This window comes from Dactylosporangium sp. NPDC049525, from assembly GCF_040676755.1.
Lineage (GTDB): Bacteria > Actinomycetota > Actinomycetes > Mycobacteriales > Micromonosporaceae > Dactylosporangium.
Map to the genome: position 1 here is coordinate 1 of NZ_JBFAPO010000086.1, position 16,294 is coordinate 16,294.

Annotated in this window: 15 protein-coding genes and 1 pseudogene; 4 read left to right on the forward strand and 12 right to left on the reverse strand. The window is 69.9% G+C overall.

Features of this window, described 5'->3' with window-relative positions; genetic code table 11:
- Window positions 1-233 precede the first annotated feature (233 nt).
- The 3 genes from AB0K00_RS53115 to AB0K00_RS53125 are packed head-to-tail and all read right to left on the reverse strand — an operon-like array spanning window position 234 to window position 1,583.
- Entirely contained in the window at window positions 234-653 is a 420-nt protein-coding gene (locus AB0K00_RS53115) for a hypothetical protein (RefSeq protein ID WP_363538504.1), read from the reverse strand.
- A complete protein-coding gene (locus AB0K00_RS53120; RefSeq protein ID WP_363538505.1) occupies window positions 635-796 on the reverse strand; it encodes a hypothetical protein in 162 nt (53 codons plus the stop codon). The genes AB0K00_RS53115 and AB0K00_RS53120 overlap by 19 nt, the downstream gene beginning before the upstream one ends.
- A gap of 34 nt (window positions 797-830) precedes the next feature.
- Complete coding sequence (locus AB0K00_RS53125) at window positions 831-1,583, reverse strand: CbrC family protein (RefSeq protein ID WP_363538506.1); 753 nt, start codon at window positions 1,581-1,583, stop codon at window positions 831-833.
- 262 nt (window positions 1,584-1,845) lie between these two features.
- On the opposite strand from AB0K00_RS53125, the gene AB0K00_RS53130 reads away from it, so the two are divergent.
- Complete coding sequence (locus AB0K00_RS53130; RefSeq protein WP_363538507.1) at window positions 1,846-3,918, forward strand: hypothetical protein; 2,073 nt, start codon at window positions 1,846-1,848, stop codon at window positions 3,916-3,918.
- Window positions 3,919-4,052: 134 nt separating this feature from the next.
- On the opposite strand, the gene AB0K00_RS53135 is transcribed toward AB0K00_RS53130, so the two are convergent.
- The 4 genes and pseudogenes from AB0K00_RS53135 to AB0K00_RS53150 form a co-directional block, all read right to left on the reverse strand.
- Window positions 4,053-4,886 carry an alpha/beta hydrolase gene (locus AB0K00_RS53135; RefSeq protein WP_363538508.1) on the reverse strand — a complete coding sequence of 278 codons (834 nt, stop codon included), beginning with the start codon at window positions 4,884-4,886 and terminating at the stop codon, window positions 4,053-4,055.
- Window positions 4,887-5,047: 161 nt separating this feature from the next.
- Window positions 5,048-5,209, reverse strand: a complete 162-nt coding sequence (locus tag AB0K00_RS53140; protein ID WP_363538563.1) for a hypothetical protein — start codon at window positions 5,207-5,209, stop codon at window positions 5,048-5,050.
- Window positions 5,210-5,240: 31 nt separating this feature from the next.
- A pseudogene (locus AB0K00_RS53145) lies at window positions 5,241-5,477 on the reverse strand (DUF4259 domain-containing protein); the annotation flags it as partial.
- 117 nt (window positions 5,478-5,594) lie between these two features.
- Entirely contained in the window at window positions 5,595-8,234 is a 2,640-nt protein-coding gene (locus AB0K00_RS53150; protein ID WP_363538509.1) for a tetratricopeptide repeat protein, read from the reverse strand.
- A gap of 140 nt (window positions 8,235-8,374) precedes the next feature.
- On the opposite strand from AB0K00_RS53150, the gene AB0K00_RS53155 reads away from it, so the two are divergent.
- The gene (locus tag AB0K00_RS53155) at window positions 8,375-9,592 is read left to right on the forward strand and encodes a hypothetical protein (protein ID WP_363538510.1); all 1,218 of its coding nucleotides are present in this window, start codon (window positions 8,375-8,377) and stop codon (window positions 9,590-9,592) included.
- Between the two features lie 218 nt (window positions 9,593-9,810).
- On the opposite strand, the gene AB0K00_RS53160 is transcribed toward AB0K00_RS53155, so the two are convergent.
- The 3 genes from AB0K00_RS53160 to AB0K00_RS53170 form a co-directional block, all read right to left on the reverse strand.
- Entirely contained in the window at window positions 9,811-10,062 is a 252-nt protein-coding gene (locus AB0K00_RS53160) for a DUF4190 domain-containing protein (RefSeq protein ID WP_363538511.1), read from the reverse strand.
- Between the two features lie 862 nt (window positions 10,063-10,924).
- Window positions 10,925-12,022, reverse strand: coding sequence for a hypothetical protein (locus AB0K00_RS53165; protein ID WP_363538512.1), 1,098 nt, complete (start codon window positions 12,020-12,022; stop codon window positions 10,925-10,927).
- Entirely contained in the window at window positions 12,019-12,525 is a 507-nt protein-coding gene (locus AB0K00_RS53170; protein WP_363538513.1) for a SigE family RNA polymerase sigma factor, read from the reverse strand. Before AB0K00_RS53170 ends, AB0K00_RS53165 begins: the two co-directional genes overlap by 4 nt.
- A gap of 423 nt (window positions 12,526-12,948) precedes the next feature.
- Here AB0K00_RS53170 and AB0K00_RS53175 point away from each other — a divergent pair, with 423 nt between their 5' ends.
- On the forward strand, window positions 12,949-13,245 hold the full coding sequence (locus AB0K00_RS53175; RefSeq protein WP_363538557.1) for a tyrosine-type recombinase/integrase: 297 nt from the start codon (window positions 12,949-12,951) through the stop codon (window positions 13,243-13,245).
- A 1-nt stretch (window position 13,246) separates the two neighbouring features.
- Here the strand turns inward: AB0K00_RS53175 and AB0K00_RS53180 are convergent, their stop codons facing one another.
- On the reverse strand, window positions 13,247-13,885 hold the full coding sequence (locus tag AB0K00_RS53180; protein WP_363538514.1) for an alpha/beta hydrolase-fold protein: 639 nt from the start codon (window positions 13,883-13,885) through the stop codon (window positions 13,247-13,249).
- Between the two features lie 338 nt (window positions 13,886-14,223).
- Here AB0K00_RS53180 and AB0K00_RS53185 point away from each other — a divergent pair, with 338 nt between their 5' ends.
- Window positions 14,224-14,919, forward strand: a complete 696-nt coding sequence (locus AB0K00_RS53185) for an ATP-binding protein (protein ID WP_363538559.1) — start codon at window positions 14,224-14,226, stop codon at window positions 14,917-14,919.
- Window positions 14,920-15,059: 140 nt separating this feature from the next.
- Here the strand turns inward: AB0K00_RS53185 and AB0K00_RS53190 are convergent, their stop codons facing one another.
- Entirely contained in the window at window positions 15,060-16,106 is a 1,047-nt protein-coding gene (locus AB0K00_RS53190; RefSeq protein WP_363538515.1) for a hypothetical protein, read from the reverse strand.
- Window positions 16,107-16,294 lie beyond the last annotated feature (188 nt).

Here is a 16,294-nt window from a genome sequence, read left to right on the forward strand (position 1 = left end):
GCCACCGACCTGGCCCGCCACTACGCGCCGTCACCAACGTCCTGACCAGCAATACCTGGTTGTCCGCGAGAATACACATCCTTGCATCACGATCACCTCACTCTCATGCCGCGATGGGTGCGGAGGGTCGGCCCTACTGGACGTGGCGGTGCGAAGTTCGGCCAAAGTATCCGCGCCATTGTTGTCGAGGCTTCACCGGGTTCAGCGGTGTGGCGCTCCAACGACTGGTTCGGTCAGCTGGACGAAGGCGTAGTCGCATCGATCGGAACGCCGCCGAGCGCCGTGAACACACGCTGCCGTAGTAGCTCCCACTGCTCAACGCAGCGGCCGGGGCGCATGTCAGCGGGTGGTGGCACCACCCAGCCGGCGTCGACCACCTCGTCCGCGCCGAACTGTTGGCGGGTCAGGTCGATCTCGATCCCGCTCGGCAACCGGTTCCAGTAGTGACCGCCGATATGGACACCGTCGCGGTGAACGTCTGCCCGCATCAAGTCGCCGCCGATGAGCTCGCACAGCACGAGCGAGGTCGGCCCGCACTGGCCGCGAGCGGGATTCTGCGAGCTCCATGCCTTGAGTTCCTCAGGCATGCAGGTGTCGGCGCCCCACGCGTCGCGGAAAGCGCGCTCGATCGCAGTCAGCGTCCAAGGCGACATGCGGGCGCGTCCTCTGGCGGCGCCAGGAACGCAGGCAGCGCCGGATCGATCGTCACAGCATCCTCGTCGACCAGCACCTCTCGGACCACGAGCGGCAGTTGCTCCTCGGACACGCCGTCGATCCTCGCACGGACCGACTTCATCGAGCGACGGCATCCGCACATGCCGCCGGTTGTGCTATGTCATATCGAAATGACCACGAATGCGGTTGCACAATTCGCATCTGAATGCGTAGAAACCCCAGCCTGTATCGTATTGCGGATCGTCCGGCACCTGGTTCCACATCCACGGTTGTGCGCCCTCGAACACTTCGATAAGGACGGCTTCCGGATCGGCGGGCGCATGGTGGACGAAGTCGGACTTCGTCCACCTGCCGCCGTAGAGCATCGTCGTGGCGCAGCAGAACAGCCACTCTTCGCCTTGGTAGGTGCGATAGGTCGGTGTGCGAACCAGCTCCAAGAGCACGAAAGGCGGGATGTTGACTGCCACCCAGCCGTCGGGATGAGGATCCGCCAACGAGAATCCGGGCTGGGTACGAGTCAACTCTGGCACACCGTGCGTGCGACCCTGCACCGCGTCCGACCACGTGACCATGCCGAACTCGGTGTCCTTAGTAAGCGCCGCCCGCCCGGACCTGAGGCATGGGTAGCAGGTGGCTGGATCGTCGCCGAGTCGGTAGCCGTCCTCGGCCGTGCCACAACGGGGGCAGGTCTTGACACGTCGATCGTGCCCCGCGGCTCCCGCCGCGAACGACTGTTCGCACATCGTGCAGCGATAGATCACATATGCGCCGACACCCAGCGCCAACCGGCCGTCCGTGGCTGTTCTGCAGAACGCACAAACTCCCGGTCCTGCGTACTCCACGCTGCCTTCGACGGCCGCCCGATAAAGCCTGAACGGCGACGACGAGCGCTCACTTCCCAAAGGCACGCCGCCACGCTACATCGGCACCGTTGCGGATTTCGACCACGATGGACCCACCGTCGACCGGCGCAACAACTCCCCGCCGGGGACCATACCCACCGGAGCCGATACTGGTGCGGTGGTGGCGCGAGAAGCCGGCGCAGCCGGAGGTTAGCCGCTCGCGCGGTTTGTCCGAGCCGGCAAATGACGATACGGGCGGCTCCAGGGCCCCGAAACGATCTTTGGTTCGCCCGCGGTCTTGTCGTACCCCGTGTGTAGCGTTCCGCCCGTGTTGGAGGATCTCGATGGGGTGGCCTGGGCTGAGCTGACCCATGCGTATGGTGTCGCCGATGATTTGCCGGAGTTGCTGCGGAGCCTCGCCGCGGGCGATGCGGAGGCACTGCGGCAGCTGTACAACTCCATCCTCCATCAGGGAACGGTCTACGAGGCGACGTGCTTCGTCGTACCGTTCCTGGTCGAGGTGCTCGCCGCGCCGGCAGCAGATGCGCGCGGCGTGCTAGGGCTGCTCGAGGAGATCGCGGGCGGCACCTCCTTCATGGAGGTGCACGGTGAGTTGTTGGTGGAATTCGGCCAGGATGCCGGCAAGGTGGACAGGCAGAAGGAGCAGGAGTCAGCCTGGGGTGCGGCCGCGCGGGAGGCGGTGGCGGCAGGAATACCGGCGTATGTGCGGCTGCTGGCCACCGCAGCCGAGGAGACGGTGCGGGCCGCTGTCGTGGCCACGCTGACCGCCGTCGGTGCGGATGAGGAGTCCACGGCGGCGTTGCAGGCGGCCGCCGCTGCCGATGTGAGCCCGCTCGTGCGGGCGTCGGCGGTGCTCGCGCTGGCCTGGCGCGGTGTACGCGATCCCGCGCATCTGGCAGATAGTGAGCCGCTGCCCCGGGTTGTGGCCGCGATGGTCGCCCAAGACACTGCGGTGCTGGCGCGCGACGCGCCGGCAGCGCTGAGCGACGCGGCGCGGCTGCCATGGCACATCGACGAGTTGCTCGTCTGGATTGTCGGTGGGGCCGGGCTGGCATGGCCGGTGCAGGTTGAGCTGGTCACCGTTTGGCTGCGGCACCCAGACGCGGCAGTGCGGGCCGCGGCCGCCTATGCGGCCGGCGCTCCGCTGCGGGCCTGGCGACCAGCCGCGGCCGCGCTCGTTCCGGTCCTCAGCGGCGTCCTATCCGATCCGGACGCCACAGTGCGGCACTGGGCGGCAACACAGCTGGACGACGCCGGGCGGGCCGCGGCAGCGGCGGCCGACGCGCTGTGGGCACTCCTGGAGCGCGACCCGTCGTGCTGGCCGGCGCTGACGGCGCTTGCCGGGTTCGAGGATCCGCGAGCTGACGTCCTGCTGGCCGGCCTGCTGACGAACGACGCCGACGAGGATTCGAACGACGACGACGCCGCCACCTGGTGCCCGGACCTGGACGCGGTGGTCATCGAGCGGCGACCGCCGTCGGTCGGACCCGAGCGTGCGTCCGCAGAGTTCTATGCGGGCCTGCGCCCATCCGCCGGCGATTGCCCTGACGACCTCATCGACGACCTCACGCGGTTCCGCCGGTGGCTCGACCGGTACGCGATCCAGTGCATAGTCGCCGACCTCGGCCCGTGGGCGACCGCATGCCGCACCGCGATCATCGACGCGGTCCGGCGCCGGCCTCCCGGCCAGGGCCGCGACCGGCTGATCCGAGCCGCGGTACGCATGCAGGCCGACCCCGCCCAGCTCGTGCCGCTCGTGCGCGCCCAGCTGCCCGAGCGCCCCGCGGCCTCCGCCGACGCGCTGGGCGGGTTCGGCCCGGCCGCCGCCGAGGCGTTGCCCGACCTCGCACCGCTTTTGGCCCACCAGGACCCCGAGGTTCGTCTCGCCGCGGCCGCCGCGATCCTGCGGGTCGGCGGCCAGTCGGACGGCCCGCTCGCGGCGGCGCGAGCCGAGCTCGCCATCACCGCCCAGGGCTGCATCCAGGCCGTCGCCGTCCTCGCCCTGGCCGGCCCGGCCGCCGCAGAACTCGCACCCCTGCTGCGGCCGCTGTTCACCAGCCCTGTTCCCACGCTGCCGCCCACCTTCACCAATGGCCGTGCCGACATCGCCGTGCGAGCCGCCGAGGCCTACTGGCACATCACTGGCGACGCCACCACCGCTGTCCCGGCGCTGCTGCGGTTCGCCCAGCCCGGCCCGCGAGGCGTGCAAGCCGTCCGGTGCCTGGGCCTGATCGGTCCGCCAGCCGTCGCCGCCGCGCCCACCCTGCAGGATGCATTGACCTCACTACGGCGGCCCGATCACATGCCCGACGGCCGGATGGACGACCGATGGCAGGCCGCCTGCAAAGCCGCCTTGGATCGCATCAGCCCCGCGCCGTGACATCCGCGCCGGGCGCAGTTCTGGCGATCTTGGCGTCCGGATCTGGCCGCGATCCGCGCGTCACGCCACGTGACGGCGGCACTGTCCGTCGCCGTCCGGAACTGCCGGATAGCGGATGTACTCCGGTTCCGCGTTCATCTGGGGGAGCACCGGTTCTCAGCCCCCCGTACCCACGTCAGCATCGCTTGCCAATGGGCAGGAGACGGTGTGTGGGCTGCGTCCTCGCTGATGCGAATCTTGGCGTTGGGTATCCGTGCGGCGATCAGCGGTGCGTCTGGAACGGCTCGGCCGGGGTCATGTCGACCGGCCCAGATGAGGACGCGGCAGGACACGTCGCCCAGGCCAAACCCCCATGGGCGGATGTCGGTGGCGAGCCAGTCGCCGGCCAGTCCGGTCGCGCCTTGGCGGGCGCCTTCGCGGTTGGACTCCTCGTTGGGCCGCATCCAGGGGTCCTGGCCCGCGGCAAGCAGCTGCCGGTGCTGCTTGAGTGGATCCTCGGCGTACCAAGCAGCGGCGCGGGTCACGTAGCGGCGTCCGAGCCCCGGAATGGTACGCAAGGCCCACGCCTGAAACCGCTGCCAGCCACGCACCGTGCGCAGTTCCCGATACGGGCCGGTGAAGCCTGCAGCGACCACGCCGGTCAGTCGATGCGGGAACCGGGCCCCGCAGGCCACGGCGTACGGCGCGCCACCAGAGAACCCAATCACGCCGAAGCGCTCGACCTCCAAAGACCTCATCAGCGCACCGACGTCGTCAGCAACGCCGAGGAGCGTTGGCCGTCGGACAGGTGTGGACCGGCCGTACCCGGGCCGGTCCACGGTAATCAGGCGGACGCCCGCCAACGCCGTGCCGTCCGGGCGGCTGAGCCGAGAGCCCGGTGTGCCGTGCAGGAATACCACTGGTGGCCCGGCCGGATCGCCGTACTCCGCCCAGCCCAAGACCCGGCTGTCCGGCAGCACAAGATCCATATCGCCTCCCCGCGAGACACCCGACGCATGCCCGGCAGCGCGCATAGACATGCGTCGCCGCATTGTGCAGTGTGGCACTGCCGAAGCACACTCGCATGCCGCGATCAGGGCGGTAGCGAGCGGGCTGCGACGCCGGTTGCTGAGAGCGTGCGTTGGCGTGGTCACACGCCCGTGGGGTAGAGCCTGAGGTGCTCGGCCACCAGAACAACGGTCGTTCCAGGCAGAACGCCGATGGAACCGTCATCGACCTGCACCTGCATAAGTCCTTCGGCCATCCGCACCGTCAGGAGGTCCTGCTCCTGCAGTTCGACGGTTCCGCGCAAACGCGGGCAGGACGTCGTCTGGCACGTCGGTTATCACGTCTTCCAGCTCGTTTTCGGCCAGGACCGCTGTGTCACCGCTCCGCCTCGCGATCACGAGTGCGGCCGCAGCGACGGCGGGCTCGGCCAGCCCGCGGTCGAGATATTGACCGGACGGCACCTGCGCAGCGTTCCGCAAGGCGGCCCGGATCGTTTCACCAGCCTCGGCTGGCCTCATGCCACGAAGCTCGAAACAGAAGTCGTTAGCCAGATCGTTGTCGAACGGACCCACACCGTCAGCGCTCAACTGCAGTCCTTGTCAATGCATCGAAGTCAGCTCAGGGCAGCGGTCAAGCAGCTAACCGGAGGCGGTCGGCGGGTGGCTGCGACGACGCGGCATTGTTGGAGATCACTGATGCGCGGTGGACGGCTCCTGTCGTGTCGCCGGTCCGGTGGGGGCGGGTGGTGACGAACCGGCAGGGCCTGCGGGTGGAGGCGTGGGCGTTCCCGGCGTGGATCCAGCGGTCGGCCGGTCGAGTCGATCCCGCACCCGCTGGGCTTCGGGGGCGTCGAGGTCGCCATACGCGGCGAGCGCCTGCCGCCAGTGGTGGGCGGCCGTGGCCGGGTCGGCGGTGGCTTCGTGGGCGTCGCCGAGACCGGTGTGGGCGCGGGCCTGGCTGAACGGGCTGCCGATCTCGACCGCCAGCGCGAGCGCCTCGCGGTGGCGGTCGGCCGCCTCGATGGGGCGGCCCAGCCGGAGGGCGGCCGCACCGACGGCGTTGAGCGCAGACGCTTCGGCGGCACGGTCGCCGGTCTCGCGCAGGATGGCGAGCGCGGCGCCCGCGTCGCGGTACGCCGGTTTGTCGTCGCCGGCCTCGTGGTGGGCCCGGGCGATGTTGACCAACGCGATCGCCTCGCCGGTGCGGTTGCCGAGCTCGCGGTGGATCGCCAGCGCCTCGCGGAGATGGTCAAGGGCCGCCGTACGGCCACCGCTCTCGAGGTACGCGACGCCGATGTTGCCCAGGACGCGGGCCTGCGTGGCCCGGCCGCCGCTGGCCCGCGCGGAGGCGAGCGCCTCGGCCAGCAACGCGAGCAGCTCCTCGTATCGACCCTGCCGCTGGTAGATGACGCCCATGTTGTTGAGCGCGACGCTGACGGCGTTCTGATCGCCGGTCTGCCGCGCGATCCACACCGCATGCCGCATCTGGGCCAGCGCCTCGTCGTGGCGGCCCTGCTGGGCCAGCGCCCAGCCGAGTAGGTCGCGCCCGCGTGACTCGCCGAGGCGGTCGCCGGCCTCGTGGGCGATCACGACCGCGCGGCGCAGTTGCCTGGCCGCCGCCTCGAAGTCGCCATGACGGTTGTGGCCGTTGCCGAGATGCAGCATGATCCGGGCCTCCCACACCCGGTCGCCGGTCGACCGTGCCGCCGGCAGTGCCTGCTCGGCGAGGGCGAGCATCGCCTCCGTGCGGCTCGTTACGTCGAGGTGGCGCCACACGGTGGCGGCGAGGTGCACGGCGTGCCCCGGCCAGCCGTTGCCGGCCGCGTGAGCGGCGGCGGCGACCAGGTTGGCGTGCTCGGTCTCCAGCCAGCGGCGGGCGCCGTCGGCGGTGCGCAGCTCGGGTATGTCCGGCCCGGCCACCGCCGGCGGGTCGGGACGCAGGCCCTTGTCAGCGGGATACACCGCGTCCATGGCCACCGCGGCGGCGTGCATATAGTCCTCCAGCAGGCGTGTCAGAGCCGCCCGGCTGCGGCTGGCCGGCTCCTCCACCGCGGCGCGCTCGACGGCGTACGCGCGCACGAGATGGTGGAACCCGTAGCGGCCCGGCCCGCGACGCTGGACCAGATGGGCGGCGGCGAGCGCGTCGAGGCGGGCGTGCACCACCGCTGCGGCCTCGCCGGTGAGTACCGCGGCGGCGTGGGTGTCCCACTCCTGACCCGGGTAGAGCGCGAGCAGCCGCAGGGTGCGCCGCTCGTGCGTCGGGAGGTCACGGTAGGAAAGAGTCAGCGCGGCCCGGATCCCGCCCTCCAGTGCCAGCGTCGCCAGCGGCTGCAGATAGTCGGTGAGCAGCCAGTCGGGGTGGTCGCGCAGGTGTCCGCCGACGATCGCGAGGGCGAGCGGGAGGTGACCGATCAGCTCCGCGATCCGGTCGGCCGTGCGTGGGTCGGCGTCCACCCGCGCCGCGCCGGCGACCTGCCGCAGCAGCTGGCGGGCCTCGTCGGCGGCGAACGGGTCGAGCCGCAGGTGGACCGCTTCCGGCAGGTCGGCGAGCGTCCTCCGGCTGGTGACCAGCGCCAGGCAGGTGGGGTGGCCCGGTAGCAGCGCGGCCACGCCCCGCTCGTCGTAGGCGTTGTCGAGCACGACCAGCGCGTGCCGGCCGCGGAGCAACTCGCGATACTTCGCGATCCGCCCGGCGAGTGTGGGCGGCACCCGTTCCCCCGGCACCCCGAGGTGGCGCAGGAAGTCGGCCAGCACTGCGGCCGGGTCGGCCGGCGGCGAGCCCGAGTCGAAGCCGCGCAGGTCGACGAAGAGCTGCACGTCGCGGAAGCGACCCTGGGCGAGGAGCCGGTGCGCGGCGTGCAGTGCCAGGGTGGTCTTGCCGACGCCGGGCATGCCGTGGATCGCGGAGACCACGACGGTCGTGCCGTCCGCCGTAAGTAGCCGGTCCAGCTCGTCGCGGCGGCCGATGAACGTGCCCGCCTCAGCTGGCAGCCGGGCCGCGCTATTCACCCAGGACGCCGCGGCGGCTCGGCCACGGATGACCCGCACGGCCGCACGCCAACGCTGCGCGTACTCCGGATCGCCGCCGAGCACCGCGGCGATGGCGACCAGCAGGTCCTCGTCGAGCCGGCTCCGACCGGCGCTGAAGTACCCGGCTACCGTGCTGCGCCCGGGCAGCTCGCTCGCCGGCAGGCCCGCCCGCGACCATTCCTCCTTGATCCTCCTGGTGATCAGCGTGTAGGACGGGTCGCCCGCCCACGCCTTCAACAGGCGCAACCGCGCCACCAGGTCGTCCAGATCGGCGGCGCCCTCCGGTTCCGGCCGGCCCATCCCAACCCCCGTCCGGGAACGTCCGAGTTCGCTGTCGCCGTGGTCCGCGGCAGCGACGATGTGCTCTTCGATCGTAGTCGCCAACGAAGCCACAGCATTCGATGGCGTCTCGTTGCCAGGCACCCGAGAAGAGGTCAAGCGTGCTCCGCAGAACACTCAGTCTCGTCACCGCGACCGTCGCAACGTCGGCCGCGGTGCTGGTGGTGACGGCCGGTCCGGCGCTGGCCGCAGACGTACCCACGAAGCGAAACATCACGTACACCCTTTCCACCAGCCGCTCGTACACCGCGGCCGACACCCTCGGCAACGCCATCGGGTGGGGCAAGAACCGCACCGTGGACTGGGTGATGGAGCACGCCAACCGGGCGCTGGCTCCGCAGTGCGAGGCGGGGTCCAACGGCGCGTTGCAGCCGCTGGCCGCCGTCGCCGGGCTGGAGTACGGCTTCTGCTGGCGGGAGGACGGCACGTCCGACGACGACCCGGACGGCGCCTGGTACCCGCAGGGCATCACCAGCACCGCCGACGCATACGGCGCGGACTACTACGACGGCGTCCAGGCGGTCGCGGTGACCTGGTACCACGAAACAGCCAAGTACGCCCGGCTCACGCTCGCCCCGATCTATGGCTACGGCACCGGCGTCAACAACTACCGGCACCTGCTCCTGGCGGCGCCGACCGGCGGCGGCACAGACTTCTCCGAGGTCAACTGCCACGCCGGCGGAGCGATGTGGTACGGCGACATGCTCTACGTGGCCTGCACCGACCGCATCAAGCTGTTCAGTTTCAAGCACATCTTCAGCGCCGACACCTCAGCTGACTGCGCCGCCGAGATCGGCAAGGTCGGCGCGAAGTACTGCGCCAGCGGCTACGCGTACATCATGCTGCAGGTCGGCCAGATCGTCGCCAGCGGCCCGGCGATCACGTTCTCCACCATCTCCCTCGACCGTCAGGCGACGCCCGACAAACTCGTCATCGGCGAGTACTCGACCTCGCCGGGCGCCGGGTTGTGGCGGTTCGACCTCGACTCCAGCACCCGGCTGCCGTCGAGCTACTACTACGACGCCTGGAACATGCCGTTCAGCTCGGTCCAGGGCGTCACGACCCGGGACACGAAGTTCTGGTTCCACAGCAGCGGCGGCGTCATCACGTCCGGTGAGACGATCCAGGACAACTACGGCAAGCTGCGTTTCTGGAACGGCCAGCCAACCTCTGCGGTCAAGGTCTGGACCGGGGCCTACGGCGCCGAGTCCCTCAGCTACTTCGGCGACGACAGCAGCGAACCGGACACCCTCTTCACGCTCAGCGAACACCCGGGCTACCGCGGGGTGATCGCGATCCAGGCGTCCGACTTCGACTGACCGCCGCCGGTCAGGATGGGTCGGTGCTGATGACCGGCCCGTCCCGGCCGTTCGCGGCTACCCCGTCCGAGTGCGACAGGCATGGCCGAGCCTCGCACCGTACGCTCGGGCCGTGAACGGTGAAGGCCTGGATCGCGGCGGCATCCAGGGAGAAGTCGACCTGCACGACTGTTGTCGACATGGAGGTGCTCGACCCGACCGGCCGCGACGTCAGCCCGCTATAGACAGAAGCCGGCCCGCTCGCGGCCGGCCAGGGCCGCGCCGTTCCTTCTCTTGAACAGCGGCAGAAGGGCCTGTTCCAACGATTCGCGTTCCTCGGGTGTGCTTTCCGTCGGAGTATCCAAGAAGCGTCGGAGCAAGGCTACGCGCTGCCGGATCTGATTCCGGGCGACGTGGCCCATGATCGCGCCGATCAGGGCCGGGAAGCCGCAGAGGAGCACCCCGCATAGGGACGTGACCAGGCTCGCCACCGCAAGCATGTTGGCGTGTTCATGCCCGTACCCGGACGCGGGAGTGGGCGCGGGCGCCGGAGTGGGCGTGGCAGTGGCTGACCCCGGATACCCGGGGTGACCCTGGTTGGCGAGGTCGGAGTGCGGTTGGTTCGACGAAGATCTCGAGCGTATTGCGCGTATCGAAGAATACGCCGCAACTTCAAGTATGCACGCTGTCAGCATCAGGACCACGCCCGCGGCGCCACCGCCGAGCGCCATCACAAGCGCCGCGGCGGCAACCAGGACGAGCCATCCGACGAGCGCTGCCCGCCCGCGCCGTGGCGGAGGGACGCTCGGTGGCGGGCCGGGCCGGGCTGGGGTTGGTACGGCTGCGGGTGCAAGGGCGGCGGCCCGGGCGGGCGGTACTGCGGTGGGGGTCCGCCTTGGGGTGGATACGGCTCCGGGTGGGTCATCGAGAGGTCCTCATCTCGTCGATGCGTGTCGCGGCCGCCCCCCGACCGGCGCCTCCGCGTGGCGCCTCCCCAGGTGATCCGATGGTATCGGCTGTACTGCGGTCTATCGATGGGATCGGGTGTCGCATGTGCGGCGTTGACGCGCGACGACTTTGCCTTCTGGCACGACCTCAACACCTGGCTGTGCGGACAAGCGCCGCAGGCAATGCTGACGGCAGCTGCTCAGGCCGGGCCGGTCACCGGCCCGGCCCAGGAAGCCCGTGAGGACCGTCGCTTCCGCCGCCAGCTGCACTGCACCAACGCCAAATGGCCGATCGGTGCCGCGCCGATCGAATCTCCCGCACACCGAAAGCAAGGCGCTGCTCCCGGCCGCGCCACGAAACCAGCTCAACGTCACCTGTGCGCTCGTCGGTTGCGGCTTCAGTGCGTCATCGGGTCCCAATCCAGCCGGTGTCGCCGCCGTTTGGTTCGATCTTGACCTCTCGGGCGACATGGATCAGGTCATCGTTGGTGATCGGCCGGTCACCCGCGCTCCAGGTGCCGATCACTGCGATGAACGGGGCCGTAGCACCGGCGACCAGGCATGTCGTGGTCTCGTCCAGCGTGACGATCCGGCCCGGCACGGAGCCGACACTGACGACCTCGCCGCCCGCGCCGCAAATCGTCGTCGTGCCGTACCCGACCAGCAGGTGCTGCGGGGACGTCGACGCCACCTGCTGCGTCTCGATGAACATCGTCCAGTCGATCGGCGAGTTGCCACTCATGGACACGGTCAGCAGCCGGTGGTTGTCGGGCAGCCAGTCCAGCACCAGCGCCGAGGCCGACCAGCCGATGTCGGCGACCATCGACCGTGCAATCCGCAGCACGTCAGCCTTGCCCAAGCCCGCGTCGCGAACCTCCAGCCGCAGCACGTGGCGTTCGTCGGCGGGCCAGGACAGCTGGATGACGCCGGAGGCCGCCAGGTAGACGCCCGGTTGGCCGTTGACGTCGACGGCCGAGGCGCCGTCCTGCGGTCCAGGGTCGGACGCCGGCGCCGTCGTCGTCGTGATCGTCAGTTTGATGCTCGGCTCGTTCGCGTCGCGGCCGTTCACCCCGATGGGCGCCGTCGCCCACATGCGGGTCAGCACCGCGCCGGCGCCGCCGCTGTAGTCGACGACCCGGCTCCGCTCGGTGTACCCGGACGGCAGCCAGGTCGGCCGCAGCCCCAGTGAGACCCTATCGACCGCCAGCGGCGCGGGTGCCGACGACCGCGTGACCATCATGGTCGGCGACGGCTCGGCCGGCCGCGGCTGATGCGTCACCCCGCGCACGAACAGCGGTACCGTCAGGACGGCGGCCGCGGCGGCGGCGACCGAGGCTACGAACCTGACCCGCCGCCGGTGGGTCTGCCGGACGCTGAGGGTCAGCAGCGCAGCACGCAGCCGCTGTGGGTCGTCCGCCCGCTCCGCCTGCCGCTGCTGCGCCGTCCGGATCATGTCTTCGAGGTCCAGGCCCGGGTCCTCGGTGCTGTTCCGGCTGCGGTTCATCGCTGACCTCCGGCGGACGTGGCGGTTGCCGACAACGCGGCCCGCAGCGCGGTCAAGGCTCGGGAAAGATGGGTACGGACCGTGACCTGGCGGCAGCCGAGTACCTCGGCGATCTCCTCGACCGATTGATCCTCGTAGAACCGCAGCGCGACCACCGCCCGCTGCTGCCGCGGAAGCGCCGCGATGAGCCGCATCATGGCGTCACGCTCGTCGTGCATTCCGGCCGGATCGGGAGCCGGCACGGCAAGGGCTTCCAGGCCCGCCGGCGGCAGCGGAACTAGCCGTGCCGCCCTCCGCCGCCGCCACGACAGGAACTCGTTCACGATCATCCGCTTCACGTACGCCTCCGGCGCCTCCAGCCGTGCGATGCGCGCCCACCGCCCCTGCGCCCGCACCAGCACGTTATGCGTAATGTCCTCGGCGAGGTGCAGATCCCACGTCACCACCGATGCGTAACGCAGCAGGGCCGCGAATCTCGCGGCCACGAATTCGTCGAACGTCACACCAGGCCCCTCCCGAGAGACCCACGCCTCTGTCGACCATGCAACGCCCCCCGCGCCGCGTATTGATGACATCCTTCTCGATATTTCTGGTCCACGGCCCCGGCTGCCACGGGCGACCCGGCAGCATTGTGAGTCGGACCTGCGCGTCTTCCTGCGCTGGTGCAGCGACCAGTGCCTCGACCCGCTGACGGCGGTCCGGGCCGACGTCGAGCGGTACGTGTGTTGGCTGCAGGACGTCGGCCGGGCCACTACCACCCATCGACTGTCTCCCGCCGACTGTCGATCGTGACCGGGTTCTACCGGGTCTGCGTCATCGACGGCCTGCTGCCGCACTCACCAGCCGACTACGTCCGCCGGCCCATCGAACGCGCTGTTGGCGACCGTGCCGATGGGCCGATCCTGCGTAACATGCTCGGCGGGCGGATGGACCGCCACGCCGCCTCCCGACGGCTCAGACACCTGGCCGTAGCGGCCGGCGTACGGATGCCTCGGATGCACCCGCACATGCTCCGCCATACGTTCGGCACGACCATGCTGGACGCCGGGGTCAGCCTTCGCGACGTCCAGATCGCCGCCCGTCACGCCGACCCCCGCACCACCAATGCGCTACGACCGGGCCCGCAACAACCTCGACCGCGACCCCAACTACATCCTCGCCGCCTACATTGCCTCCGGAACCTGACCAAGACTCGCGACTTTGCCGATGAGAGTGTCGCGTAGGTCAGTGTCCGAACGCCCACGCCACCATCAGCGGAAACTCGTGTTTCCAGAAGGCGTCGCCGTGCGAGCCGGCCCGTTCGGCCATGACAACTCCCCCACCCGCATCGCGTAACGCGTCCGCCCACCGGGTCGCGTTGGTGAGGAAAAACGGTTCCTCGGTGCCGGCGACGAGGTAGGTACGCGGAAGCCGGCCGGGCAACGCGGCGGGCGGCCGGTACCCTGCCCCGGGCGAGGCGCAGAAGACCGCGCCGTAGATGTCGGGATGGCGCAGCCCCATGGCCAGCGCGAGTTCCGCACCGGCCGAGACACCGAACACTGCGGTTCGGCCGGCTGGCAGCCTGATTGCCAGGCGGGTCGCCGCCCATCGCCGGACGTCCTCGACGAAGAACTTCTCGTGGGCCGCGAACCGTTGCGGGTCGAAGGCGAACGCGGCCGTGCTACGGCCCGGTGAGTACTCGTGCAGCCGCAACGTCTCGTCCTCGACGCGGTGCGCGCCGATGATCATCGTGGGTGGCAGATCGGCAGCCTCCAGAACCTCTCCCCACGATGTGATCAATTGCCCGTCGCCAGCGAAGACGACCGCCTCGGCCGCAGCCGCCGGTACGTAGGCGGTGACCTGCCGCCCACCGTCGTAGTCCAACGTCTCGGTAATGAACTCGCCCGCTGTGGACGACATCGGCGTGGGCTCCCTTACAGGAATAGGGCAGCTGCTGGCACACCGAACACCTTGGCAGGATTCCGTCTGTCCTGCCTACCTAGCTCTGCATTCCGAACCCGCACAACGGCGATCGGCAGCTTGCGACACTCGCGCGGTGCCACACATCCGGATCTGCCGCAGGTCTCGCGCGGCGGTCGATTCGGAGATCGTCACGCTTCGTAGAGGCGAGTCCGGTGCGTCGTAACGCAGCAACGGCGCGCTTGTAGCCGATGAGCGGATTCCGCTCGTCCCGGGATGGTGTGGTGGGGTAGTACTTGCTTGTGGTTGACGGCGGGTGGGGTGATCAGCAGACGGACGCGGACCTGCCGGTCGGCCTCGTGCTGTTGATCGGTCCGCCCGCGGCTGGGAAGTCGGCGTTCGCGCGCGCCTGGGTCGACAGCGGCCAGATCGACGCCGACGGTGTCGTCTCGTGCGACTCGGTCCGCCATGAGCTGTTCGGCGACCGGTTCGACGTCGCCGATGACCCGGCGTTGTTCAACGAGCTGGACCGTCGCGTCGAGGTGCGGCTGCGGGCGGCGCTGCCGGTCGTGGTCGATGCCACGCATGTGATGCCGCATGCTCGGAGCAGGATGATCGCCTGGGCTCGACGGCACGGCCGGCCGGTCGTGGCCTTGCGGTTCCGGGTCGCCGAAGAGGTTCTGATCCGCCGTAACGCTGAGCGCTCTGCACCGGCGCGCGTGCCGGTGCACGAGGTGCGACGGTATGCCGCCATCGCCGCGCAGCACACGGATCGCGCTCAACTTGCCGACGAGGGGTGTCGATGTCGTCGTGGACGTGCCCGGCATGGCCGAAGGCTTCACCCCGTCTCAAGCCGCAGCGGTGTTCCGCCTTCGCCGATAACACCGGACTGCACCACCAACTCGGACACCCATGCAGGCCAGGCCACCTCGATCACATGTCCGGACATGCCGCTGAGTTTGCGCGCCGCCTCAGCTGCTGAGGTTCGCCTGGAGTAGCTGAGGTCCGGTGATGTACCAAGCGGGCCCTCGCAACGCAGGTGGCCGCCCGATCTGAGCAGTTCGGCCGCTTCCTCGCCGCCACCGCCGTCGTCGAGCTGACAGCTCAGGCAGGTAGGTCGGCCGATGCCGAGCCCGGATCAGTTGTTGATGACCAGCGCCGGGAGCATCAGCCGGACCTGGGCGCCTGCGGCGTCCGGTTCGAGGGCGTTGAATAGGAACGCGAGCAGCACGTTCGTGTTGACCCAGGCACAGGCCGAGAACGTGACGCCGCTGGCGTCGGTCTTGGTGCACTCGGCGGTGCCCCCGGCCGAGCCCGGGTCCACCTTGATCCGGGCGGTGACCTGGCCGCCGTTGAGCTGCCCGCCCATGCTGGTGAAGAAGGCGTCGAGCTGGCGCTGGGCGCCGCCGGCGCTGAAGATCGCGCCGGTGCCACCCCAGACCGCGGCCGTCTTCGACGCCTTGGTCTTGTCCTCGTACTGCGCTGCGAACGGGTCCTTCACTCCGGCGTCGGACAGTGATTTGCTCAGCGCGTCGGCCTGGTCCTGGCGGACGGACTTCTTCCAGGTTCCGATGGTTGCGGGGGCAGTGAGCGTCGGTGTCTTGCTCGCCGAGCCGCTCGAACTCTTCGGACCGGCCGCCGGATCGCCGCTCGCGGCGGCGTTCGGCGTGGTCTTGTTCGAGTCGAGGTTGAACGCGATCACGGCGATCCCGCCGCAGAGCACCAGCGCGACCGCCGTGACGACCAGTGTCACAATCAGCGCCGTCCGACTCTTCTTCGGCGGTGGTGTCGGCGCGGCGCCCCATCCGGGCTGCCCAGGGTAAGCCTGCGGTGCATAGGCGGGCTGCGCGTTGTAGTCCGGCTGCGGATAGGACGGCTGCGGATAGGCGGGCTGCCCGTACGACGGCTCCCCGTACGACGGCTGCCCGTACGACGGCTGCCCGTACGACGGCTGCCCAAAGGAGGGTTGCTCCGAGTAGCCCGGCTGCGGTGCCCCATACGGCTGCTGCTGATAAGGATCGGGCTGATTTGGCGGCTGCGGTGCGTACGGGTCGGACATATTGGGCTCCTTGACCGCCTGCGGCGAATGCTTCAAAACCGGGGCAGCATATTCGCTGCAGCGCTGCGCCGCTGACCGATGTGCGCGCACCCACACGGTGAACAACTCGTCACCGCTGATCAGCACGAAGACGGCGACATGCTGAGGGTGATGGAGTCCTTGCGCCGTGCGAGCTAGCCCTGCGGAGCAACGGCGCGCCGTCTGGTCCCTGCGGGGCCGGGCGGGGCCGGGCGGGGCCGGGCGGGGCCGGGCGGGGCCGGGCGGGGCCGGGCGGCGTTGTCCATTTTGGACCTGTCGTGGTTTCCCGGCTGCTT

Excerpts from the sequence above, each read along its gene's own strand:
- AB0K00_RS53115 (WP_363538504.1), bottom strand. The coding sequence starts at position 653 with ATGTCGCCTTGGACGCTGACTGCGATCGAGCGCGCTTTCCGCGACGCG.
- AB0K00_RS53120 (WP_363538505.1), bottom strand. The coding sequence starts at position 796 with ATGAAGTCGGTCCGTGCGAGGATCGACGGCGTGTCCGAGGAGCAACTG.
- AB0K00_RS53135 (WP_363538508.1), bottom strand. The coding sequence starts at position 4,886 with ATGGATCTTGTGCTGCCGGACAGCCGGGTCTTGGGCTGGGCGGAGTAC.
- AB0K00_RS53150 (WP_363538509.1), bottom strand. The coding sequence starts at position 8,234 with ATGGGCCGGCCGGAACCGGAGGGCGCCGCCGATCTGGACGACCTGGTG.
- AB0K00_RS53165 (WP_363538512.1), bottom strand. The coding sequence starts at position 12,022 with ATGAACCGCAGCCGGAACAGCACCGAGGACCCGGGCCTGGACCTCGAA.
- AB0K00_RS53175 (WP_363538557.1), top strand. The coding sequence starts at position 12,949 with ATGGACCGCCACGCCGCCTCCCGACGGCTCAGACACCTGGCCGTAGCG.